We start from the raw sequence: 22897 nt of genomic DNA on the forward strand, positions 1-22897 counted from the left end.
CGTGTGACGAGCCGGTCCCGCAGTGGTTCCACCAGCGCGGCCACCGCCGCGTACACACGGGCGGTGCCGTACGCGCCGACGACCACCCCGACCCCGGCCACCGCGAGCCAGCCGAGCCCGACCTCCGTCCGCCCGGCCAGGAACCCCTCGTCCAGAGCACGGGCGGGCGCGTACCCGGTGAGAAAGGTCTGCCCCGTCTCCAGCACGGACCAGCCCCCGAGCCGCACGAGAACCCGCCACCTTTCCCGCAGGAAGCGAAGCCCGAGCCGAGACAGCCCCTCGGTCACGGCGACACCGTTTTCCCTGGCGTGCCGGGCGCCCCGGGCATGCCCGGTTCCCGGAGTCCGCCGGCCTCCGAGGGTGACCCGTGCCTGTCGGCCTCGCTGAACTCTCCGCCCTCCCCGAACACCGCCCGATACCCCGCATCCCGCCACAGCTCCTCGTGCGGTCCCACCGCCCGTACGCGTCCCCCGTCCAGCCAGGCCACCGCGTCCGCGCGGGCCGCCGTCGCCGCGCGGTGGGCGATCAGGAGTCGGGTGGCGCCCGGGCCGTCGTCCACCAGGGCCCGGGTGATGTGTGCCTCGGTCACCGTGTCGAGGCTGGAGAGGGCGTCGTCGAGGATGAGCAGTCGTCCGTCGTGGGCGAACGCCCTTGCCAGGCCCAGGCGTTGGGACTCGCCGCCGGAGCGGGGCGCGTCGGCGACGGCGGTGGCGTAGCCGTCGGGCAGGCGGCGGACGAAGTCGTCCGCGCGGGCTGTGCGGGCGGCGTCACGGACGCGCGCGGGGGAGGGGGACGCCAGACCGAGGCCGATCGCGTCCTCGACGGTGGCGCCGAGCAGCGCGGGGCGTGCGAAGGCGTGACCGATCGCGCGGCGCAGCTCGGCGTGGGTCAGTTCACGCAGCGGCACCTCGTCCAGCAGTATCTCCCCGGCATCCGGGTCGGTGAGCCGCCCGGCGACCGCTGCGAGCAGCGACTTGCCCGCGCCCGACCGGCCGACCACCGCGAGGGTCGTCCCGCCGGGTACGACCAGGTCGACGCCGTCGAGCACGGCCCGCCCACCGCGCCGGGCGACCACACCGCGCAGCTCCAGCCGTCCCGGGCCGGCCGGCAGCCGGTGCGATCCGTAGGCGGGTGCGGGTTCCGTCAGGACCTCGCCGAGGCGTCCGGTCGCCGCCCGGGCCCGGGCCAGGCCCGCGAGTTGTCCGACCAGCATGCCGACGCCGGTGGCGAGGACCGCGTACCGGGAGGCCGCGAGCATCTCGCCGACCGTCAGCCGGTGCCGGGTGAGCAGCGCACCGGCCACGGCGACGATCCCGAGCTGGAGCAGCGGGGCCACGGCGACGGCCTGCCCGGCGGCTCGCCCCTGCACCCGCCACATACGGTGGCCGGAGCGGGACAGTTCGGGCAGGGGCCGCAGGATCCGTGCCGTCTCCCGGTCCGCCGTACCGGCCGCCCGGATCGTGCGGTGGCCGCCGAGGGCCTCCGCGAGCGCGGACGCGATGCGTCCCTGCACCTCCTGGTAGCGGGCCACGCACTGCGTGGTGTCCCGGGCCAGGGTGCGCAGCAGCAGGGCGAGCACCGGTGCCCCGGCGAGGAACACCGCCGCGAGCCACGGGTCGATCAGGGCCAGTGCCACCATCGCGCCGACCGGTCCGGCGAGCGCGGCGAGCAGCGCGGCGCGGGCGGCCGGTGCCGTTCCGGCCTGCGCGGCGTTGCCGACGAGGCGGGCGACGAGGTCGCCGGACCCGAAGCGGGCGGCCGCCCGTGGGCCGACGGCCAGGACGTGTCCGGTCAGCCGGCGCCGCAGCCAGGCGGTGGTCCGGGCGTCCACGGTGCCGCTCAGCACGGTCTGGCACGCGTCGAGAAGAGCCAGCAGCAGGACGAGCCCGGCGCAGTACAGCACCCAGCGGTTCGCCGGGACGCGCGCGAGCAGCAGGTCGAGGGTCCGGCCCAGGGCGGTCGGCAGCAACAGTCCGGCCCCCGTCGCGGCGGTGCTCACCAGGCACAGCACCGCACAGCGGCCGGCGCTGTGCCGGGCTGCCGGGCCGAGTGCTCCGGGAGGCGCCGAGGAGTCGGCGTTGCGCGTCGTCATGCGGCTGCCGGCCTCGCATCCGATAGCGGAGTCCATTGGCGGAAAGGCGGAACTCGCGGGAATCGCGGGCATCGCGGAAAGGGGACGCCGGGCGGTCCCTCCCTCGCGGGAGCGGACCGCCCGGAGCCGTGACATGCGGTGTCGTCAGAGACAGAGCAGAACGCTCGCCGCACTGATGCAGGACAGCAGGCTGACCGTGCTGTTGCCGCCGCCGTCGGTGTGCTCTTCGGATTCCATCGTCTGCAGGTCGAGAAGTGCCATGTCGTTTCTCCTTCTGTGTCGTCCGTGGGGACGGGGTTGAATCACGACTCCGACAGGTCTGCGGAACCGTGCTGTGGGGGCCGCCGGAGCGGCGGCAGGAACGGCAGGTGAGCGGATTCCCGGGCGTCGAGGGCCGCGCCGAGTGCGAGCAGGCACCCTGCCGTTCCGGTGCCCAGGTCCATCGACAGCCGCATCATCTGGTGCCCGGGGAAGGCCAGTTGGCCCTGGTAGGACATCGCGAACCAGCCGAGACCTGCGATCTGTTCGCCGAGCCGTTCGGTGTCGGCGCCGGGCGTGCCGGTCCGGGCGAGGTGCAGGATCATCCCGGCGCGGCCCTGGAAGAGGCCGGGCTGCGCGTAGAAGCGGGAGGTGGCGGCCGTCAGCACGCCCGCGCGGGCCCGCTCGAACTCGTCGACGATGTCGGCGAACTCGCCGCCCGTGTCGGCTACTTGGGCGAGCCAGTCGTCCAGCACCATCCCGATGCCCACGCTGCCGTCGCCGAGATAGGGCAGGGTCCGCCAGCCCTCGTCGACCTCCAGCGCGCCGCCCTCGCGGGTCGCGCAACACTCCAGGTCCCGGCTCAGCGCCACCCGTGCCGCCGCCAACAGCCGCCGTTCGCCGGTGAGTTCGTACTGCCGCAGCAGGAACAGCGCGGGCCCGCCGGCACCCCGCAGCAGCCCCGCCCGGCGTCGCCGGGCAGTGTCCGGCAGCGGCTCCGCGAGTCGTCGTACGAGGATGTCGGCGGCCTGAGCGGCACGCTCCCGCAGCTCCGGTTCACCGGTCGTGCGGGCCAGTTCACCGAGGACCAGACCGAGACCGGCGAGTCCGCCGTGCAGGTCGGAGGAGAGGTTCTGCCACCGCTCCTTCAGGATCCCGTCGATCAGGTCGAGGGCCCGTTGCCGGTGGCCGAGCCGGTCCAGGACGTGGGCGACGCCCGCGAGACCGTCGTACAGCCCGAGCGGCGTGCCCGCGGGCGGCGGCGCGGTGCGGGCGAGGAGCCAGCGCTCGCCCTCCTCGTACCGCTCGGCCCCGACCGCGTCCAGCGTGTACAGCACGCCGGCCGCGCCGTGCGCGAGGCCGAGGCCACCGCCGTCGGAGAACTGGGCGATGTCACCGGGGAAGAGCCGGTCGTCGCGTTCCGGGGTGGCCGAGGCGAGGAGCGCCTTGACCATCGAGTCACGGCTGTAGGGCCAGTCCCCAGGATCTACGAAGGAGGCGGCGCCCACGGAGGAGACGGGCTGCGTGGAGGAGACGCGCTCCATGTCAGAGGCAGCGGTCTCCGTGAACGAGGCCGACGGTGACGACGGGCGCACGCCCACGTCCCGCGTGATCTCCGCGACCGCCTCGTCGAGGAACTCCCGTGGTACGTCCGGGAACTGACGGGCAATCACCTTCGCCAGGTGGGCCGCCTTGCCGCGGTCGACCACGAACAGCGTGGTGACGGGCAGGAACAGGGCCAGCCGCAGGCAGGCCAGCGCGTACCGGTCGACATCGACGCCCGTGCGGTCCGGCGGGGCGAAGAACCCCGGGTGCGCGACCACCTGGCGGCCTTGTTCGGAGACGGGGGCCGCGGCCTCGAAGTCGAGCAGGGACACCGACTCCTCGTCGGGCGCCACCATGATGTTGAAGACATGCAGGTCGTTGAAGACGATCCCGCACGCGTGCACCGCCCGCACCGCCCGTTCCACCGCCCCGTGGATCCGCACCGCCCATGCCGCGTAGGCGGCCACCGCCCCCGGATCGGGATCCGGGGTCAGCAGCGGGTGCCGCTCGGCGAAGAACGAGTTGAGCGGACGGCCCTCCAGGAAGTCCATGACCAGGAAGCGGTGGTCGCCGAGGGTGAACCAGTCCCGCACCTCCGGCACCACACCGGTCCCCGACACCTGCTCCAGGGCGTACTTCTCCCGCTCCAGGCGGGCGATCGCGTCGGCCCCGTCCGAGGCCAGCCCCGCGTGCGGCCGCCCCTCCTTCAGGACGACCTTGCGTCCGTCCCGGGTGTCGGTGCCCGCGTAGACCCCGCCGCCGTTGGAGAAGTGCAGCGCCTTCTCGATCCGGTACGGCAGCTCGCCCACCGTCGTGGTGTTCCGCGCCGCCAGATGCGGCTCCAGGAAGGCCGGCAGGGTCACCCACTCAGGCACCTGGAACGACGGCGCCCGCCGGTCCGGCACCAGCCGGCCCTCGCCGTCCCGCACCGCCGGCACCAGTGAACCGCGCTCGTCGACGACGAAGGTGCGCGCGAAGGCGCCGTGGCGGACATACAGCGGACCGTCGTACCAGCGCAGATCGGTGAGGATGTACGGCCCCTCGTAGCCCTTCAGCAGCTCGCCCAGCTCACGCAGTACGAGGTGCAGCTGCTCCTCGTCGGCCGGGTACACGGTGACGAACTTGCCGCTCGTGTCGCGGCCCGCGTACTTGGTGTTGCGCAGGTGCAGCAGGTGCGGGCCCGGCACGAACTTGAACGGGACGCGCCGGGGCACGCAGTAGTCCCACACGATCGCGGCGATCTCCTCGGCGTTCGCCCGGGTGGCCGAGGCGTGGATCTTCCAGCCCTGCGCCGGGCCGGGCACCGGCGAGCCGTCCGCGTCGAGCGGCGTCAGCGTGAGCCAGTCACCGATCCGCGCCGCGTCCCACCCCTCGGGCACCGGGCGCCGCGCCGTCTCGTATCCGGGCGCCGCCTCCTGCCCTCCCACGGACAGCCGGTCCGGCGTCTCGTAGAAGTGTCTGTCGGCGAGCGCGTACACCTCGTACCGCTTGTCCATGCGTCCCCCTCCGTGGCGACGGGAACGAGCCTTCCAGTGAGCCTGTGGCCACGGACAGTCACGCCTGTCACGAGCTCACCGTGCGGAACGCATGCGTCAAGTCATGTTCGGACGGTTTCGAGCGCCGGCTCCCCCTGCGCTCCACGGAACGCCCACAGGGGCTGCGCGGCCGCCGTATACGCGCTGTAATGGCGAATGTGGTCAGTGAGGGCACTGCGGAAGGCGGAAGGCGAACGCCGCGTGCCGAAGTTGCCCTGAAAACGCTCACGACCGATCCCGACTCACCCGAGCGGCTGCGCCGTGTCCTGGAACTGGCGCTCGTCTTCGCCGGGGCGACGTTCGCCGCCGTGTACGCCCCCGAAGAGGGCGAAGACGCGCTGCGCCTGGTGGAGTCGGTGGGCGTGCCGAGGAACCTGTACGGGCTGCGCGACACCTATCCGCGCTCCGGCCGGTCCCCGGCGGCCGAGGCCCTGCGCGCCGGGCGGCCGGTGTGGCTTGGGCCCGACGAAATCGCCGACTGCCCGGAGTCCCGGCGGGCGCCGTCCCGCGAGTTCTTCCTCGCGGCGCTGCCCGCCCGGGGCGACGGCGGTGGGGCCTGTCTTGTCGCCGTGAGCGAGGAGTCGGCCGGCTTCGAACCCGACGAGCGAGCCTGCCTCGAACTGTTCGCCGACGCCGTCTCCCACCCCACCCTCGCCCGGCCCGCCGAGGGCGCCGAGCTGCCCGCGGGCGCCTTCAGCCTCGCCATGGACAGCGGCCGGGTGGACGTGGGGGAGGAGGTCCTGGAGCTGTTCGGGCTCGGTGCCGAGGACGCCGAGGGCTTCGACGGCAAGGTCGAGACGCTGCTCGCACTGACCGTGCCGGAGGACCTGCCCTCGCTGATGTCCGTCGTCGAGGCCGGCCACATGTCCATCGGTGACCGCGAGCTGGAGTTCAGGGTGCTCCAGCCCTCCGGCCCGCCCAAGTGGCTGCGGCTGCGCGGACGTCTCCTGCCGGGCGGCGAGGGCCGGCCCGCACGGCTCGTGGGCACCGTCGGTGACGCCTCCAAGCTGCGCTCCGACGTCACCGACGTGGCCCGGGTGCAGCGCCTGGCCGCGGCCCTCGCCATCGCCGGCACGGTCCGCGACGTCAGCCAGGCGGTCGTCTCCGCGCTGCGGGGCCCGCTGCTGGCCGACCGGATCGCGCTCGCCGAGCTGGAGAACGACCGGCTCGTCGTCACCGTCCTCGACCCGCCCGAACAGGAGGCCTGGCCCCAGCTGTGGCGGCAGGAGTGGCGCAGCGAGTGGCCCGACGCCCCGGTGCGGACGATGCCCACCCTCGCCGCCGCGCTGCGCGAGGGCCGCGCCCAGATCTGGCCCGCCGGCACCGTCCTGGAGCCCGCTCTCGCCGGTGTCGGCCCCGGCGGCCTGGCCGTACTGCCGCTGCCCGCCGTGGGCCGCATGGCCGGCGCCTGCCTGATCGGCTGGGACGCCCCGCACGACTTCGGCCCCGACGAACGCGCCCTGCTCACCGCCTCCGCCGGTCTCGCCGGCCAGGCACTGATGCGTGCCCACGCCTTCGACGCCGAGCACGAACTCGTCGGCATGCTCCAGCGCCAGCTGCTGCCCCGCCGGCTGCCCGAGCTGCCCGGCGCCGTCGCGGTCGCCCGCTACCTGCCGAGCACGGCCGGTCTGGAGCTCGGCGGCGACTGGTACGACGTCATCCCGCTGCCCGACAACCATGTCGCCCTCGTCATCGGCGACGTCCAGGGCCACAGCGCGGGCGCCGCCACCCTCATGGGCCAGATGCGTACCGCGCTGCGCGCCTACGCCGTCGAGGGACACCCGCCCGACGTGGTGGTCTCGCGCGCCAACCGGCTTCTCGCGGACCTGGAGACCGACCTCTTCGCCACCTGCGCCTATGTCGACGTCGACCTGGAGGAGGGCTCCGCCTGGTGCGTGCGGGCCGGGCATCCGCCGCCGGTGCTGCGTCACCCGGACGGCGCAACGGAGATCGCCGAGGCGGAGGGCGGCCCGCCGCTCGGCGTGCTGACACAGGCCGACTTCCCGATGAGCCCCCTCAGGCTGCAGCCCGGAACGGTCCTCGCGCTGACCACGGACGGCCTGGTCGAGTCCGTGGAGGCCGACATCGACGAAGGCATGGAACGCTTCGCCCGCGACCTGGCCGCCTCCGACCCCGCTGATCTCGGACTCGTCGCCGACGCCCTCCTCGGCAACGCGCGCCGCAGCGACGACGTCGCCCTGCTCCTCGTGCGCTACGACGGCATGGCCGCCCGCCCGCAACGCGAGAGCTGGACGGTGTGGCGCGTCCCCCAGGCCGTCGGACACACCCGCCGGTTCACCCGCCGCACCCTGCGTTCCTGGGGCGTCCCGGACGACGCCCTGGACACCGTCCTCCTCGTCGTCTCCGAACTCGTCACCAACGCCCTGGTGCACACCGACGGCCGGGTCCGCCTCGACCTCACCCGCATCAACCACCTGCTGCGCGTGGCCGTCGCCGACTCCTCCCCGCGCACCCCCGTCAAGCCGACCAGCATCAGCTGGGAGGCCACCGGCGGCCGCGGCATCCTCCTCGTCGAGGCCGTGTCGACGGCCTGGGGGGCCATGCCCGTCAGCGGTGGCAAACAGGTGTGGAGCGAGATCGCACTGAGCGGGTGACGACGTCCGGCCCGGACGGGTACCCGGGGCGCCCCGTCCCGAGCGGAGAGGTACGTCATGACCCAGCACGTCAGCGACATCATGACCCGGCCCGGCCCAACACCTGAGCACCCGAACGGGTACATCCGGACCTCGCTCTGCTGTTCGACACTCGCCGCCCCGGTCGACGCGGCGCCGACCGGGGCGGCGGGTTTGCCCGGACCTTCGGTGGGGACCCGGATGCACGGCACGGAAGGACGAAGCCGCCCCGGCCCGGGGTGGGCCGGAAGCAGGACAGGACACAGAAGGAAGATGAAGCGCCGTGACCGCGCAGATCAGTGAGCAACCAGTAGTCCGCAGGCCCGAGACGGGCTGGTCGAGGGCCCGCCGCCTGCGTGGTGTCCGCGCCCTGCGCACCTGCCTCCCGGCCGTCGAGGAGACGAACGTGCCCCGCCCGGCGCAGACCGGCTCCGAGGGGAACATTTTCCGGGGCGAGGACTGAACCCTCCCGCTCCTCCTGTCGTCCTCTTAACCGACGAGCCGCCCGATCGCCATGGTGCGTTCCCCCTTTGTCGGGCAACGCACTAAGGTGAAGCAGATGAAGGCACTCGTGCTGTCCGGCGGCGCCGGCACCCGGTTGCGACCGATCACGCACACCTCCGCCAAGCAGCTGGTCCCCGTAGCGAACAAGCCCGTCCTCTTCTACGGCCTGGAGTCCATCGCGGCCGCCGGGATCACCGAGGTGGGCATGATCGTCGGGGACACCGCCGCGGAGATCCAGGAGGCCGTCGGGGACGGCTCGAAGTTCGGCCTGGAAATCACCTACATTCCCCAGGAACGGCCACAGGGACTCGCCCACGCGGTGCTGATCGCCCGGGACTTCCTCGGCGACGACGACTTCGTGATGTACCTCGGCGACAACTTCATCGTCGGCGGCATCAGCGACCTCGTCGACGAGTTCCGCGGCAACCGGCCCGACGCCCAGATCCTGCTCACCCAGGTGGTCGACCCGCGGTCCTTCGGCGTCGCCGAACTCGACCCGGACGGACAGGTCATCGGCCTGGAGGAGAAACCGGAGCACCCCCGCAGCGACCTCGCCCTGGTCGGCGTGTACCTGTTCACGCCGCTGATCCACGAGGCGGTGCGCGCGATCGAGCCGTCCTGGCGGGGCGAGTTGGAGATCACCCACGCCATCCAGCACCTCATCGACAACCGCTCCGACGTCCGCTCCACGGTCATCAACGGCTACTGGAAGGACACCGGGAACGTCGGCGACATGCTGGAGGTGAACCGGCGGGTCCTGGAGACCCTGGACCGCCGCATCGACGGCGAGATCGACGAGCAGTCCGAGACCATCGGACGGGTGGTGCTGGAGGAGGGCGCGCGCATCGAGAACTCGCGTGTCGTCGGACCCGTCATCATCGGCTCCGGCACCGTGGTCAGTGACTCCTACGTCGGCCCCTTCACCTCCGTCGCGGAGAACTGCCGGATCACCGACAGCGAGCTGGAGTTCTCCATCGTGCTGCGGGACTCCTCGATCCGCGGCGTGGGCAGGATCGAGGCCTCACTGATCGGCCGTCACGTCGAGGTGACCCCGGCCCCCAGCGTGCCCAGTGCCCACCGTCTCGTCCTCGGAGATCACAGCAAGGTGCAGATCCATTCATGAACCTTCTTGTCACCGGCGCCGCCGGGTTCATCGGCTCCACCTACGTGCGTACGCTCCTCGCGTCCGACGAACCCGACGCCCCCCGCATCACCGTGCTGGACAAGCTCACCTACGCCGGCACCCTCGACAACCTCGAACTCGACCATCCCCGGCTGGAGTTCGTGCAGGGCGACATCCGTGACGCCGAACTCGTCGACAAGCTGGCGGCGGACGCCGATCAGGTCGTGCACTTCGCCGCCGAGTCGCACGTGGACCGCTCGATCACCGGTGCGGACGACTTCGTCCTCACCAACGTGGTGGGCACCCAGACCCTCCTGGACGCGGCCCTGCGCCAGGGCGTGCGGACCTTCGTACACATCTCCACCGACGAGGTCTACGGCTCCATCGAGCAGGGCTCCTGGCCCGAGGAACACCCGCTGCGGCCCAGCTCCCCGTACTCCGCCTCCAAGGCCTCCTCCGACCTGCTGGCCCTGGCCTACCACCGCACCCACGGGCTGGACGTCCGCGTCACCCGGTGCTCCAACAACTACGGGCCGCACCAGTTCCCCGAGAAGGTCATCCCGCTGTTCGTCACCAACCTCCTCGACGGGAAGAACGTCCCGCTCTACGGGGAGGGCCTCAACGTCCGTGACTGGCTGCACGTCGAGGACCACTGCCAGGGCGTCGACCTGGTGCGCACCCGGGGCCGCGCGGGCGAGGTGTACAACATCGGCGGCGGCACCGAGTTCAGCAACAAGGAGCTGACCGGTCTGCTTCTCGAAGCCTGCGGCGCGGACTGGGACCGCGTGGACCGCGTCACCGACCGCAAGGGGCACGACCTGCGTTACTCCGTCGACTGGACGAAGATCCGCGACGAGCTGGGCTACCGGCCCCGGCACGACTTCGCGGCCGGCCTCGCCGACACCGTCGCCTGGTATCGGGACAACCGCGCCTGGTGGGAGCCGTTGAAGCGCCGCGCGCAGGGCCTGTCATGAGGTGGCTGGTCACCGGTGCCGGCGGCATGCTCGGCCGCGATGTCGTAGAGGAACTCCGCGGCCGTGACGAAGAGGTGATCGGCCTCGACCGGGCCGCCCTCGACATCACCCGGCCCGAGGCCGTCGAGGATGCCTTCGCCGAGCACCGGCCCGACATCGTGGTCAACTGCGCGGCCTACACCGCCGTCGACGACGCCGAGACCGACGAGGAACGCGCCCTCGCCATCAACGGCGACGGACCGCGCCTGCTGGCCCGTGCCGCCGCCGGACAGGGCGCACGGCTCGTCCACGTCTCCACCGACTACGTCTTCCCCGGCGAGGCCCGCACCACCCCGTACCCGGAGGAGCACGAACCCGCGCCCCGCACCGCCTACGGCCGCACCAAGCTCGCCGGGGAACGCGCCGTGCTGCGGGAGCTCCCCGGCGCGGGCGTCGTCCTGCGCACCGCGTGGCTGTACGGCGTGCACGGCCGCAGCTTCGTCCGTACGATGACCGAACTCGAAGCCCGTCGCGACACCGTGGACGTCGTCGACGACCAGCGCGGGCAGCCCACCTGGAGCGCGGACGTCGCCGAGCGTGTCGCCGACCTCGGCCCCCGGATCGGCCGGGACGCGAGCGGTATCCTGCACGCCACCAACTCCGGCGAGACCACCTGGTACGACCTGGCCCGCGAGGTGTTCCGCCTCCTCGGGGCCGACCCGGACCGGGTGCGCCCCGTCGGCAGCGCGGCCTTCGTCCGGCCCGCACCCCGACCCGCCTACAGCGCCCTGGCGCACGGCCGCTGGCAGCACCTTGGCCTGCCGCCGCTGCGTGACTGGCGTTCCGCCCTGCCCGAAGCCCTTCCCCGGATCCGCAAGGAGTCCCCCGCGTGAAACGCCATGAGTTCCTCCGGGAGCTGCACAAGGTCAGCGCCAACCGCAACTACCTGGAGATCGGTGTCAACGACGGCCGCAGCCTGACGTTGTCCCGCGTCCCCAGTATCGCCATCGACCCCGCTTTCAAGGTGGTCAGCGAGATCCGCGCCGACGTCCACCTGGTGAAGGCCACCAGCGACGACTTCTTCGCCCGCGAGAACCCCCTCGCGCACCTCAAGGGCGGCCGACACCCGGTGCGCAACCTGCGCCGCGGCCGCAGCCCGATCGGCTACTGGCGGGGCACCACCCTCGACCTGTCGTTCATCGACGGCATGCACCTGTTCGAGTACGCGCTGCGCGACTTCATGAACGTGGAGAAGCACTCCGACTGGGCGAGCGTGATCGTCCTCGACGACATGCTGCCGCGCAACATCGACGAGGCCGCCCGCGACCGGCACACCGGCGCCTGGACCGGTGACGTCTACAAGGTCGTGGAGATCCTCAACCGGTACCGCCCCGACCTGGTCACCGTCCTGGTCGACACACAGCCCACCGGCCAGCTTGTCGTCTTCGGCGCCGACCCGAACAACACCGTGCTGGACGACAAGTACGACGAGATCATCGCCGAGTTCGAGGTGCCCGACCCGCAGAAGGTGCCCGAGGCGATCCTGGAGCGGGTGCAGGCGGTGACGCCCGAGGCGCTGGTCCAGGCGCCTTTCTGGCGTCCGCTGGTGAAGGCCCGCAACCTCGGCATCCGGCGCTCCCGGGGCTGGGAGCCGCTGCGCAAGGCGCTGGACCAGGTCGCCGCCGGCCGCTGACCCCCCGGCCACGCAGGTCCTCGTAGCAGGCGGAGCGGGTCCGGTCCGACAGCGGACCGGACCCGCTCCGCCTCGGCGAGCGACGCCTCGGCGGGAGACGCCCAGGTGGGAGACGCCCGGGGCGGGACACCGCGCAGTCGCCCCGCGCGAGGCACAGGTCCTACCCGGTGGCCTCGCGATACTCCTCGCCACGGATCCACCCGTGGAACACGCCCCGCTCGTCCGGGAGCGCCCGGGGCTTCAGCACCCAGGCGCCCTCCGGCTTCCGTGACCGAGCGGGCTCACGCCCTCCTTGCTCTGACCCGGGACGCCGTGGCACGGACCCGGACAAGGACCTTCCGCGCCCGCCGCGCGAGCCGCCCCACGACGCTCGGCCCGGACGGACGTACCACCTGCACTCCGCCCGCCCCGGCGCGCACGGCGAACGGCAGCCCGAGGAAACGTCGCTCGTCCGCCTTCGGCGCCGGACAGAGCGTGACCCGCCGGGCCACGCCCTTGAGCTCACCAACGGGCAGCACGGCCTCCAGCAGCGCCGCCCCGGAGCCGTCCGGGGACAGTGTGCCGGGGATGTCCGAGCAGGCCGGGCCGGTGAGCCCCAGCAGCACCTCGGTGTCGACGGGGACGTACAGCGGCAGGGACGCGCGCAGTCGGTCGCCGGTGACGGAGACGTCCCCGGGGGCGAGCCCGGACAGGCCCAGGCGCTTGTACGCGCGGTCGACGTCCAGGGCCAGATGACCCCGGTCGGTCCAGTACGGCAGCACCACCCGGCCGGCCACCACACCGGCGGAGGCGGCCGCCCGGCTCCTACGGGGCACCGGGCCCAGCCGGCACTCCTTCGTCCAGCCGCCCAGCTTGACGCGTACGAAGACGTCCCAGAGGCCGTTGCCGGGCGCGATGCCGCCGGCCGCGGTGGCGGGATCGACGGTGGCGGTGGCCCGCAGTACCAGCCGGGACCCCTCGCCGTCCTCCACCGGGAGGATCTCCCGGGTGAACTCGACCGGCTGGAAGTACTGCGCGGAGCTGGCGCGTTCGCGCACCAGCAGGTCCGCCGTGGCCTTCCTGAACTGTTCGACGCTGTCGGCGCTCACCTGCCCGACCGCCTCGGTCACATCCCGGGGCGGACCGGCGGGCGCGGCGCCGGCCCGGCCGACCGGGAACGTCATCGGCTGCCCGCCGACCCGGTACTCGGCGGTCAGGTCGACCTTCAGCGCACCGTCCTCCCACCGGACGGGTCCGGGCTCGGCGCGCAGGGCGACCGAGGCCTCCCACTCGGCGAACGCCACGACGTCGTCGAACCGGTCGGCGGCGATCAGGCCGGCGATGATCCGCTGGGCCAGCGGCAGCCCGGCCGCGACGCCGGGCGCGAAACGCTCCACGACGACACCGCGGATCTCCTCGAAGAGCTCCTTGCGGTAGTCCTCGGGCGCGTTCAGCAGACGTCGGCCGCGCATCCGCTCGACCATCTCGTTGCGCAGCCAGCGCCGGTGGAGCCGGTCCCGCAGGGCGCCCGGCTGGGTGTAGCGCTCGACGACGTCGAGGGCCTCACGCAGGTTCTTGAAGTAGCCGACCGGGTCGAAGCGTTGGAAACCCGCGTTGGAGGCGTCGTCGCGTTTGACGTGGTAATAGCAGACGTAGTCGCTGAGCACCGAGACGTTGTCCGCTCGCAGGAACGCCTCGGTGACGAAGACGTGGTCCTCCAGCCGCCGTCGGCCCTCGGGGTAGCGCAGCCCGATGTCGTCGAGGAACGCCCGCCGGAACATCTTGTGCGGGGTGAGGCTGTCGATCAGCGGAGCGTTCTCGACGGTGGCGTGCGGATGGTTGCGGCGGAACAACTCCACCGGCACGGGACGGCCCTTGCCGGCCATCTTGCCGACGACGACGTCGGCACTGTTGGCCACGCCGTAGTCGTACATCCGCTCGAGGGCCTCGTCGCCGAGGTAGTCGTCGTTGTCGACGTACATGACGTACGTGCCCTCGGAGGCGTCGAGGCCGACGTTGCGGGGTTTGCCCGACCAGCCGGAGTTCTCCTGGTGGATCACCTTGACCCGCGGGTTCTCGGCGGCGAGCGCGTCGAGCCGGGCGGGCGTGTCGTCGGTGGAGCCGTCGTTGACGAAGACCATCTCGTACTCGTCGGGCGGCAGCGACTGCCTCAGTAGTGAGGCGATGCAGTCCTCGATGTAGATCCCCGGGTTGTAGACGGGAACAATGACGCTGACCTTGACCGGCATCGGCCTCCGGGCCCCCCTTGAGTCGCTTTCCGCGTGGCGATATGTGCTGCTACGCGTGGGCAGATGCTAACGCCACCGGGCACGCCGTCCACCTCCGGCCCCCCGACAACGCACCCAAGTGGCCCGCTCGGCCCAGCGGGTTGGCCAGCGGTTCCAGGGTCTGAGCCGTCGTCCCGATCTCACCGGGACGAGGGAAGGTCCACTCGGTGCGGGGTCGGTGCCGAGCCCTGACCTTCCACTCGCTCTAGGCTGGTTCCGTGCGTCTGCTCCTGATGTCCGACACTCACCTTCCCAAACGCGCCAAGGAACTCCCCGCGCCGCTGCTCGCCGAACTCCCGCGTGCCGACGTGGTGTTCCATGCCGGGGACTGGGTCGACACCGCCACCCTCGACCTGCTGGAGAGCCGCAGCCGCCGACTCGTCGCCGTGTACGGCAACAACGACGGACCGTCGTTGCGGGCCCGGCTGCCCGAGATCGCCCACGTCGATCTGGGTGGCCTGCGTTTCGCCGTCGTCCATGAGACGGGCCCCGCCCAGGGGCGCGAGGCACGCTGCGCCGCCCGCTTCCCGGACACGGACGTCCTGGTCTTCGGGCACAGCCACATCCCCTGGGACACCACCGCCGGTACCGGCCTCCGGCTGCTCAACCCGGGCTCCCCGACCGACCGCCGCCGCCAGCCCCACCACACCTACATGACCGCGTCCGTCACCGACGGCACGCTCACGGACGTGACCCTGCACCCGCTGCCACCGCGTTAGCGGGCCGCCCGTCCGGGCGCACGCGCAGTACCCGTGAACGAGGGTCCGGGCCGCTCCACGTGCGCGGAAGCGGCCCGGACGCTGCGAGTGTGTGCGCTGTCACGGACCTCCTTCCGACGGAGGGGAGGGGGAGGACTCGGACGCCCTCCTCCGTGCCGGGCGGGTACCCCTGAGGGCGGATTCCACACCGTTTCTCGTGCGCACACTCCCGCGAGCAGCTGCCAACCCCCGATTCCTCCTAGGTGTCGGTCGGGTGGATCGCCCCCGCCGTCGCCGTCAGCGGAGTGCCGCTGCCGCCCCAGCGCAGGGCGATGATCTCGGCGGCGACGGACACGGCGACCTCCTCCGGCGTACGGGCGCCGAGGTCGAGGCCGACCGGCGAGCGCAGCCGGGACAACTCGGCCTCGGTGAGTCCCGCCTCGGCCAGCCGCTCCAGCCGGTCGTCGTGCGTACGGCGGCTGCCCATCGCCCCGATGTACGCGGCCGGCCGGCGCAGGGCCTCCTCGAGCAGCGGTACGTCGAACTTCGGGTCGTGGGTGAGGACGCAGATCACCGTGCGCCCATCGGTGTCGGTGCCCCGGAGGTAGCGGTGCGGCCAGTCCACGACCACCTCCACGCCCTCCGGGAAGCGCTTCGGGGTGGCGAAGACCGGGCGGGCGTCGCAGACCGTGACCCGGTAGCCGAGGAAGTCGCCGATCCGGGCGACCGCGGCGGCGTAGTCGATCGCGCCGAACACCAGCATGCGCGGCGGGGGAGCGAAGGAGTGCAGAAACACGCTGACCGCGTCCTCGCGGCGCTCGCCGCGCGGCCCGTAGTGCCGCGATCCCGTGGCGCCGAGGGCCAGTTCGCCGCGCGCGTCGGCGGTGACGGCGACGTCCAGGCCGGCCGTGCCGAGCGTGCCCTCGATCCGGTCCGGCCACACGGCGAGTGTGGCGCCGCGCGGCGCGGGCCCGTCGGTCACCGTGGCCAGGGTCACCGGGCGGCCCGCGGCGACCGCCTCGGCGACCGCGCCGAAGGACGGGTCGGTCCGAGGGGTGACGGGCCGGACCAGCACGGTGATCTCGCCGCCGCAGGTCAGCCCGACCGCGAAGGCGTCCTCGTCGCTGTACCCGAAGGTCTCCAGACGGGCCTGGCCGCTCTCGACCACCTCCCGGGCGAGCTCGAAGACCGCCCCTTCCACGCAGCCCCCGGACACACTGCCCACGACCTCCTCGTGCGGCCCGACGGCCATGGCCGCCCCCGGGTCGCGTGGCGCGCTGCTGCTGACCGCCACCACCGTGGCCAGTCCGAAGGGTGCCCGAGCCGCGTACCAGTCGCTCAGCACCGGGAGAATCTCACGCATCCTCGGCTCCTCTCACCGCCGCCGTCCAGGGCCGTCAGGGGCGCGTAGCCGGGGGTGGCGCACCTTGCCCGGATCAGCGCGGAACGCCTGGTTCGCCCGCCGACGCAAGCGTCGCATCCGGTTCGCGAGCGGCTCCGGATCGCCACGCTCCCAGCCGTCCGGCCGCAGATCGACGACCGCGCCACGGACCACGCCGCGCCGCCCCGGCCGTCCAGGAACGCACGCAACAGCTCACCGAGCCGGGTACCCCGCTCACGCCGGTCCGGTACGGCCGCCACGGCGCGGGCCAGGTCCGGGCTCCAGCACGTCCACCGCCCGTAGGGAGGCGTGCACCCGTGAGGCGCTCGCGTCCCCGTCGGCCGTGCGCGGGGCCCGGGCGGGACCGAGGGGCGCCGTGACCGGTAGTGGTTGAACGTTATTCCGTTGCCTCGTGACGCCGGAACTGTTGCACTTCACATGACCTTGTCGCCGCACGATCCAGGAGCAGCAATGCGCGCACCGTTCATGTCCGCCCCGGAAGGAATGGCCCCCTCTTCAAAGGACATGACGCTTCGTGCACTTGCTCAACCTCGGAATCCTCGCCCATGTCGACGCGGGTAAGACCAGCCTGACCGAGCGCCTGCTGCACTCGGTCGGTGTGATCGACGAGATCGGCAGCGTCGACATCGGAAACACGCAGACCGACACCCTCGCGCTGGAGCGCCGGCGCGGGATCACCATCAAGTCCGCGGTCGTGTCCTTCGCGCTCGACGACGTGACGGTGCGGGCACGGCGGTCGAGTTCAACGGGAAGGACGACAACCCCTTCCTCGCCACCGTCGGCCTGCGCGTCGAGCCCGCCCCGGCCGGAGCGGGGGTGGACTTCCGGCTGGAGGTCGAACTGGGCTCCATGCCGTACGCCTTCTTCAAGGCCATCGAGGACACCCTGGGCCAGGGCCTGCATGGCTGGCAGGTCGCCGACTGCACCGTCACCCTGACCGACTGCGGCTACTCGGCCCGGCAGAGCCACGCCCACCAGGGCTTCGACAAGAGCATGTCCAGCACCGGCGCCGACTTCCGCGGACTGACCCCGCTGGTGCTGATCGAGGCACTGCGCCGGGCCGGCAGCACGGTCCACGAGCCGATGCACCGCTTCCGTGTCGAGGCCCCCGCGGACACCCTCGGGGCGCTGCTGCCCGTGCTGGCCGCCCTGCGGGCCGTACCGCAGACCACCGGGACACACGGCGACTCCGCCGTACTGGAGGGTGCCATTCCGGCTGACCGGGTACATGAACTGGAGCAGCGGCTTCCGGGGCTCACCCGGGGTGAGGGCGAACTGGAGAGTTCCTTCGACCACTACGCACCGGTCGGGCGAAGCGCGGTGCCGAGCCGGACGCGCACCGACCACAACCCGCTGAACAGGAAGGAGTATCTGCTGAGGGTGACGCGCCGGACCGGCGGATGACACTCCGACCGAGGTGACCGTCGGCAAAAGTGAAACTTACTCATCAGTCAGAAGCTGTTGACTGTTTCACGAAATCGCCGGACTGTAATGGACATGCCGAATATACGCGCGCGTCTGCTCGTTGTTCTGGTTGTCCTCTCCGGATTCCTGACGGCGGCGGGCGTGCGACCCGCCACCGCCGAAGCCCTCCCCGACTCCCTCTGGTTCGACGACACCCCCGTCACCGCGCAGGACGGCCGTTTCACCGACGGCCTCGGCCGCGAGGTCGTGCTGCGGGGCTACAACGTCTCCGGTGAGACCAAACTGGCCGAGAACAAAGGCCTGCCCTTCGCCTCGACCGCCGACGCGAAGAAGTCCGCGACCGCGCTGAGAGCGCTCGGCGGCGGCAACTCGGTCCGCTTCCTGCTCTCCTGGGCACAGGCCGAACCCGTGCGCGGCCAGGTCGACAGCGCCTACCTGGCGGCCGCCACCGAGCAGATGCGTGCGTTCCTCGACGCAGGCATCCGCGTCTACCCCGACTTCCACCAGGACCTCTACTCCCGCTACCTGTTCGATCCCGACAGCTGGTACACGGGCGACGGAGCCCCCCAGTGGGCCGTGGACGCCGGGAGCTACCCGGACGAGAGCTGCGGGATCTGCCTGTTCTGGGGCCAGAACATCACCCAGAACGAGGCCGTGAAGCAGGCGACGTACGACTTCTGGCACAACGCCTACGGTCTCCAGGACGCGTTCCTCACCACCGCCCAGAAGACGATGGCGTACGTCAAACAGCACGTCAGCGCCGCCGAGTTCGCGGGTGTCGTCGGCTTCGACCCCTACAACGAGCCGCACGCCGGTGTGTACGACTCGGGCCAGACCAGTCGCGCCTGGGAACGTGACGTGCTGTGGCCGTTCTATGAGAAGTTCCGTGCCCGGATGGACACCGCGGGCTGGCAGGACAAGCCCGCCTTCGTGGAGCCGAACCTGTTCTGGAACTCCAACATCAGCTTCCAGAAGCAGGAGGGCGGCCTGCTGGACGCCGGTGCCCTCGGCCCGGACTACGTCTTCAACACCCACTTCTACGACCAGAAGGCCATCTCCGGGATCCTGATGCCGGGCAAGGCGGGGGACGGCCAGTACTCGGCCGACTTCGGCACGGTCCGCGACCGCGCCGCGGCCACCGACACGGCCGGTATGGTCAGCGAGTTCGGGCACCCGCTGGCGGGCACCGTCTCCGACAAGGCCCCCACCGTCCTCAAGGCGATGTACCAGGCGCTCGACTCCCGTGTGACCGGGGCGAGTTGGTGGTCGAACCCGACCGCCTCCGGCTCGGTGCTCTCCGGTACGCAGTGGCAGTGGGACATCTACAACGGCCGCCACCACGAGCTGATGAACGGCAACGCCGACAAGGTGCTCACCTCCGGCGACGCCTGGAACGACGAGGACCTGTCGGCCGTACGACTCGACGACTCGGGAACCGCCGTGCTGCGCCAGGACACCCGGCTCCTCGACCGCCTCTACCCGAGCGCGACGGCCGGCACGACGGTCGCGTTCACCTACGAGGACCGCTCCCGGGACGGCACGACGACCCTGAGCTGGAACCCGGTCCCCAGCTCCCTGCCGAACGTCTCGCGGCTGGTCGGCACGGGCCAGTACGGCCTGCTCGTCTGGCGCTCGAACGGCTCCACGGCGCCCTCGGAACTCCATCTCCCGGCATCGTTCCCGACGGCGTCCACGACGGTGGTCTCCGACCTGGGCACGGTCTCGGGCCCGCCCTCGTACACGACCACGACCCCGATCGCCGCAGCTAACGAACCGGGCGGCACCGCCACCCGGCGTCTGCTGCTGACCGCGTCCGACTCGGGCACCGTGCACTACGCACTGGTCACGAATGGAGCGACAGCTCCGTCCGCGAGCCTGTTGAGCGCGGCGCGGGCGGAGCTGTCGTCCTGGGCGGCTTCGAAGATCAGCTAGCGGACGGCCCTGTCCAGTCCGTCGGCACGTGCGCCAGGCGGACGCGCTGGGGGTGGTCGCCGACCGGGACCGAGAGGACCTTCTGGCCTGTCGCGAAGTCGATCGCCGTGACCTGGTCGGCGCCGCTCTCCGAGATGACGCAGTTCTTGCCGTCACCGCTCACCGTGGCCCAGTAGGGCTTGGAGGCGGTGACGAGCGGGCCCTCCTGGAGGGTCGAGCGGTCCACGACGGTCGCGTAGTCGTCCATCGTGCCCGCCACGCACAGCTTGCTGCCGTCGGGGCTCATCGAAATGCCGTGGTGGCGCGAGTCGTTGACCCAGGTCGTGCGGTCCGTGCTGGTCGCGGGGTTCTTCGGGAGGGTCTTGACACGGGTGATCTTGTCCGTGGCGACGTCGTACTCCAGGAAGCCGTTGAAGAACGACACCTGGAAGTAGAGCTTCGACTCGTCCGGGCTGAAGGCGGCCGGGCGGACCGCGTCCGAGTAGTCCGTCAGGCCGATCGCGTCGAGCCGCTCCCGCATGTCGACCACCTTCACCTGCTTGAAGGTGGTGGCGTCGACGACCGTGACCTTGCGGTCGCCCTTCGTCCAGTCCTGCCACGGCTCGTCGAGGGAGGTGTTGACGTCCCCGATGGCCATGTTCCAGATGTACTTGCCGTCCTTCGTGAAGATGTTCTCGTGCGGTTTGTCGCCCGTCGCGAACGAGCCCAGCTGCTTGCCGGTGTCGATGTCCAGCACGTGCACGGTGTTCGCGGTCGAGGCCGAGACCGCCACGCGCGTGCCGTCGGGGGAGACGGCCATGTGGTCGGAGCGGTAACCCGACACGGGGAAGCGCCAGTTGATGTGGCCGGTGGCCAGGTCGATGGAGACGACGTCGGCGAAACTGGGACGGGAGACGACCATCGACCTGCCGTCCGGCGTGGAGTACATGTCGTCGACGAGCTGGTCGTGGCCCTCGCCGACGCCGTTGCGGATGGCCGTGTAGTAGATCCACTTGATCGGATCGGCGTTGATCGCCGCGATCCGCTCCGCCTTGTCCGGGACGACGTTGATCCGGCCGATCTTGGCGAAGTCACCGCTGGACTTGATGACATCGGCGGTGCCGTCCCAGTTGTTGCCCACGAACATCACCTCGCGCAGGGCGGCGGCCGAGGTGTCCGGGGCGGCCGTCGCGGCGGCGGCGGGGGCGGTGACGGTGAGCACGAGGGCGGCGGCTACGGAGCAAAGGTGCCTGGATCTGAAAGCAGGCATGACTGCTCTTTCCTCTGAGAGGGCTCATGAGTGGGGCATGCCAAACGGCACGGCGAATCTGAACACGAGTGGATTCAGAGTCAACTTACTGCAAAGTAAGGAAGGGGTGCCCTTCTCCACAAGACTGCGTACACGACAAAATGGGAGTTCGAACGAAACGTCCGCCGGTCGGGCGGGACAAGGAGGCTCGGTGGCAGGCAGGCTCAGGACGCCGACCGGGCGATACGGCGGCAAGTCGGCGGTGGAGCGGCAGGCCGAGCGGCGCCGCCGCTTCATGGACGCCGCGCTCCAGCTCTTCGGCGACACTCCCGGCTACCGCGCCACCACCGTCGCCGCGCTCAGCGAGGCCGCGGGCCTGTCCACCCGCCAGTTCTACGAGGAGTTCCGCACCCTTGAGGACGTCCTGACCGCACTCCATCTGGAGGTCAACGACTGGGCCGAGGAGGCGGTTCGGCTCGCCGTGGCCGGTGCGGAGAACCTGCCGCTTCCCGAGCGCGCGGCCGCGATCTTTCGCGCGTACGCCGCGAGCGTCACGGGAGACCCGCGCCGCATCCGCATCACCTTCGTCGAGATCATCGGGGTCAGCCCGAGACTGGAGGAACAGCGTCTGGCACGCCGTGCCCTGTGGGTAGACCTGGTGTGTGCCGAGGCCGGGGCGGCCGTGGCCCGCGGGGAGGCGGCGCCCCGCGACTACCGGCTCGCGGCGACGGCGTTCATCGGTAGCGTCAACGGACTGCTCCACGACTGGAACGCCGGATGGGTGGACGCGACCCTCGACGAGGTCGTCGAGGAACTGGTCCGGCAACTGCTGGGAATCCTGCGCCCGCCGGGCTGGGAGCCTCCTGCCGTGTGATCGCCTCGGGGCGGGTGTCCCCGCGGGCTGGACGCCCGTCCGTGCGCCGGCCGGCTCGCGCACGATGTCGAGGTGACCGTTCGGTGTGTTCTCCGCCCGGATTCCTGACACGATCCGGGTGTGACCACGTTGTTCCTGACGGTCGGCCTGCCAGGGGCCGGAAAGACCACGACGGCTCGCCGGCTCGCCGAGGAGCACCGCGCGCTCCGGCTGACGCCCGACGAGTGGATGATTCCCCTGTTCGGCGAGTCGGAGGCCGACGGGAAGCGCGATGTGCTGGAAGGACGGCTGCTCCGGCTCGGCCTGGAGGTGCTGACACTGGGCACCGACGTGGTCCTGGATTTCGGATGCTGGTCCCGTGACGAGAGATCCGCGATCCGCCGGCTGACCGAGTCCGTCGGCGGGACCTGCCGTCTGGTGTATGTGCCGGTGGACCACGAGACCCAACTGGCCCGGATAGCCCATCGCTGGTCGACCACCCCGGAGCAGACCTTCCCGATCAGCGAGGCCGACCTCGTGCACTGGAGAACACGCTTCGAGGAGCCCGACGCCGCGGAACTCGCCGGAGGCGAGGTGGGCGGTCCGCCTCCCGGGTGGCCGGGATGGCCGGAGTGGGCCGCGGATCGGTGGCCTTCCTCGGCGTGACCGGTGGCCGTCCTGGGCATGACCGGTGGCCGTCCTTCGCGTGCGTGTCCGGCCCCACAACGCCCGGTCAGTACGCCTGGTCCGCCAGTCGGCTCACCGGGTCCCGCACGGGCTCGACGCCGTCCTCGGCGCGGATGCGTGCGCCCAGTGCCTATGCCCGCTCCCGTTACGCGGAGTGCCTGGTGGCTCGGACGAGGGCCGCCGCGTGATCGGTGGCCGTCCTTCGCGTGCGTGTCCGGCCCCACAGCGCCCGGTCAGTAGGCCTGGTCCGTCAGTCGGCTCACCGGGTCCCGCACGGGCTCGACGCCGTCCTCGGCGCGGATGCGTGCGCCCAGTGCCTATGCCCGCTCCCGTTACGCGGAGTGCCTG

The 22897-nt window shown here is 71.7% G+C and carries 16 protein-coding genes and 1 pseudogene; 11 read left to right on the forward strand and 6 right to left on the reverse strand.

The annotated features are described in order from the left end of the window. Positions 1-283: 283 nt before the first annotated feature. The 3 genes from AB0H86_RS12290 to lanKC form a co-directional block, all read right to left on the reverse strand. On the reverse strand, positions 284-2092 hold the full coding sequence (locus tag AB0H86_RS12290; protein WP_362436244.1) for an ABC transporter ATP-binding protein: 1809 nt from the start codon (positions 2090-2092) through the stop codon (positions 284-286). A gap of 144 nt (positions 2093-2236) precedes the next feature. Further along, the gene (locus AB0H86_RS12295) at positions 2237-2353 is read right to left on the reverse strand and encodes a SapB/AmfS family lanthipeptide (protein WP_362436246.1); all 117 of its coding nucleotides are present in this window, start codon (positions 2351-2353) and stop codon (positions 2237-2239) included. 41 nt (positions 2354-2394) lie between these two features. After that, on the reverse strand, positions 2395-5112 hold the full coding sequence (gene lanKC / locus AB0H86_RS12300; protein ID WP_362436249.1) for a class III lanthionine synthetase LanKC: 2718 nt from the start codon (positions 5110-5112) through the stop codon (positions 2395-2397). A 188-nt stretch (positions 5113-5300) separates the two neighbouring features. On the opposite strand from lanKC, the gene AB0H86_RS12305 reads away from it, so the two are divergent. From AB0H86_RS12305 to AB0H86_RS12330, 6 genes are all read left to right on the forward strand, one after another. After that, complete coding sequence (locus AB0H86_RS12305; RefSeq protein WP_362436251.1) at positions 5301-7766, forward strand: SpoIIE family protein phosphatase; 2466 nt, start codon at positions 5301-5303, stop codon at positions 7764-7766. A gap of 301 nt (positions 7767-8067) precedes the next feature. Further along, positions 8068-8247, forward strand: coding sequence for a hypothetical protein (locus tag AB0H86_RS12310; protein WP_362436253.1), 180 nt, complete (start codon positions 8068-8070; stop codon positions 8245-8247). A gap of 96 nt (positions 8248-8343) precedes the next feature. After that, positions 8344-9411, forward strand: coding sequence for a glucose-1-phosphate thymidylyltransferase (locus AB0H86_RS12315; RefSeq protein ID WP_362436255.1), 1068 nt, complete (start codon positions 8344-8346; stop codon positions 9409-9411). Next, positions 9408-10385 carry a dTDP-glucose 4,6-dehydratase gene (rfbB, locus tag AB0H86_RS12320; RefSeq protein ID WP_362436257.1) on the forward strand — a complete coding sequence of 326 codons (978 nt, stop codon included), beginning with the start codon at positions 9408-9410 and terminating at the stop codon, positions 10383-10385. The genes AB0H86_RS12315 and rfbB overlap by 4 nt, the downstream gene beginning before the upstream one ends. Next, positions 10382-11257, forward strand: coding sequence for a dTDP-4-dehydrorhamnose reductase (rfbD, locus tag AB0H86_RS12325; protein WP_362436259.1), 876 nt, complete (start codon positions 10382-10384; stop codon positions 11255-11257). The genes rfbB and rfbD overlap by 4 nt, the downstream gene beginning before the upstream one ends. Beyond that, positions 11254-12057 (forward strand): class I SAM-dependent methyltransferase, encoded by an 804-nt coding sequence (locus AB0H86_RS12330; RefSeq protein WP_362436261.1) that lies wholly within the window; start codon positions 11254-11256, stop codon positions 12055-12057. The genes rfbD and AB0H86_RS12330 overlap by 4 nt, the downstream gene beginning before the upstream one ends. Before the next feature lie 281 nt (positions 12058-12338). Here the strand turns inward: AB0H86_RS12330 and AB0H86_RS12335 are convergent, their stop codons facing one another. After that, positions 12339-14285 (reverse strand): glycosyltransferase family 2 protein, encoded by a 1947-nt coding sequence (locus tag AB0H86_RS12335; protein ID WP_362436263.1) that lies wholly within the window; start codon positions 14283-14285, stop codon positions 12339-12341. Between the two features lie 257 nt (positions 14286-14542). Between AB0H86_RS12335 and AB0H86_RS12340 the strand changes: the two genes are divergently transcribed. Continuing rightward, a complete protein-coding gene (locus tag AB0H86_RS12340; protein WP_362436265.1) occupies positions 14543-15043 on the forward strand; it encodes a metallophosphoesterase in 501 nt (166 codons plus the stop codon). Between the two features lie 238 nt (positions 15044-15281). On the opposite strand, the gene AB0H86_RS12345 is transcribed toward AB0H86_RS12340, so the two are convergent. Then, positions 15282-16385 (reverse strand): XdhC family protein, encoded by a 1104-nt coding sequence (locus tag AB0H86_RS12345; RefSeq protein ID WP_362436267.1) that lies wholly within the window; start codon positions 16383-16385, stop codon positions 15282-15284. A gap of 619 nt (positions 16386-17004) precedes the next feature. Here AB0H86_RS12345 and AB0H86_RS12350 point away from each other — a divergent pair. Continuing rightward, positions 17005-17828: pseudogene (locus AB0H86_RS12350) on the forward strand (hypothetical protein). Between the two features lie 87 nt (positions 17829-17915). Beyond that, the gene (locus AB0H86_RS12355; protein WP_362436269.1) at positions 17916-19781 is read left to right on the forward strand and encodes a cellulase family glycosylhydrolase; all 1866 of its coding nucleotides are present in this window, start codon (positions 17916-17918) and stop codon (positions 19779-19781) included. Here AB0H86_RS12355 and AB0H86_RS12360 read toward each other — a convergent pair. Then, a complete protein-coding gene (locus AB0H86_RS12360) occupies positions 19774-21030 on the reverse strand; it encodes a YncE family protein (RefSeq protein WP_362436271.1) in 1257 nt (418 codons plus the stop codon). The two genes, AB0H86_RS12355 and AB0H86_RS12360, sit on opposite strands and share 8 nt — an antisense overlap. 190 nt (positions 21031-21220) lie before the next feature. Between AB0H86_RS12360 and AB0H86_RS12365 the strand changes: the two genes are divergently transcribed. Together AB0H86_RS12365 and AB0H86_RS12370 are read left to right on the forward strand one after the other, a co-directional pair. Continuing rightward, the gene (locus AB0H86_RS12365) at positions 21221-21883 is read left to right on the forward strand and encodes a TetR/AcrR family transcriptional regulator (RefSeq protein ID WP_362436273.1); all 663 of its coding nucleotides are present in this window, start codon (positions 21221-21223) and stop codon (positions 21881-21883) included. Positions 21884-22003: 120 nt separating this feature from the next. After that, on the forward strand, positions 22004-22528 hold the full coding sequence (locus AB0H86_RS12370; protein ID WP_362436275.1) for an ATP-binding protein: 525 nt from the start codon (positions 22004-22006) through the stop codon (positions 22526-22528). Positions 22529-22897: the final 369 nt, after the last annotated feature.

Source organism: Streptomyces sp. NPDC050997, from assembly GCF_040660135.1.
GTDB lineage: Bacteria > Actinomycetota > Actinomycetes > Streptomycetales > Streptomycetaceae > Streptomyces.

What these genes read in the sequence shown, in the direction of transcription:
- AB0H86_RS12290 (WP_362436244.1), bottom strand. Translation starts at nt 2,092, where the DNA reads ATGACGACGCGCAACGCCGACTCCTCGGCGCCTCCCGGAGCACTCGGC.
- AB0H86_RS12295 (WP_362436246.1), bottom strand. Translation starts at nt 2,353, where the DNA reads ATGGCACTTCTCGACCTGCAGACGATGGAATCCGAAGAGCACACCGAC.
- lanKC (WP_362436249.1), bottom strand. Translation starts at nt 5,112, where the DNA reads ATGGACAAGCGGTACGAGGTGTACGCGCTCGCCGACAGACACTTCTAC.
- AB0H86_RS12305 (WP_362436251.1), top strand. Translation starts at nt 5,301, where the DNA reads ATGGCGAATGTGGTCAGTGAGGGCACTGCGGAAGGCGGAAGGCGAACG.
- AB0H86_RS12315 (WP_362436255.1), top strand. Translation starts at nt 8,344, where the DNA reads ATGAAGGCACTCGTGCTGTCCGGCGGCGCCGGCACCCGGTTGCGACCG.
- rfbB (WP_362436257.1), top strand. Translation starts at nt 9,408, where the DNA reads ATGAACCTTCTTGTCACCGGCGCCGCCGGGTTCATCGGCTCCACCTAC.
- rfbD (WP_362436259.1), top strand. Translation starts at nt 10,382, where the DNA reads ATGAGGTGGCTGGTCACCGGTGCCGGCGGCATGCTCGGCCGCGATGTC.
- AB0H86_RS12335 (WP_362436263.1), bottom strand. Translation starts at nt 14,285, where the DNA reads ATGCCGGTCAAGGTCAGCGTCATTGTTCCCGTCTACAACCCGGGGATC.
- AB0H86_RS12345 (WP_362436267.1), bottom strand. Translation starts at nt 16,385, where the DNA reads ATGCGTGAGATTCTCCCGGTGCTGAGCGACTGGTACGCGGCTCGGGCA.
- AB0H86_RS12355 (WP_362436269.1), top strand. Translation starts at nt 17,916, where the DNA reads ATGGACATGCCGAATATACGCGCGCGTCTGCTCGTTGTTCTGGTTGTC.
- AB0H86_RS12360 (WP_362436271.1), bottom strand. Translation starts at nt 21,030, where the DNA reads ATGCCTGCTTTCAGATCCAGGCACCTTTGCTCCGTAGCCGCCGCCCTC.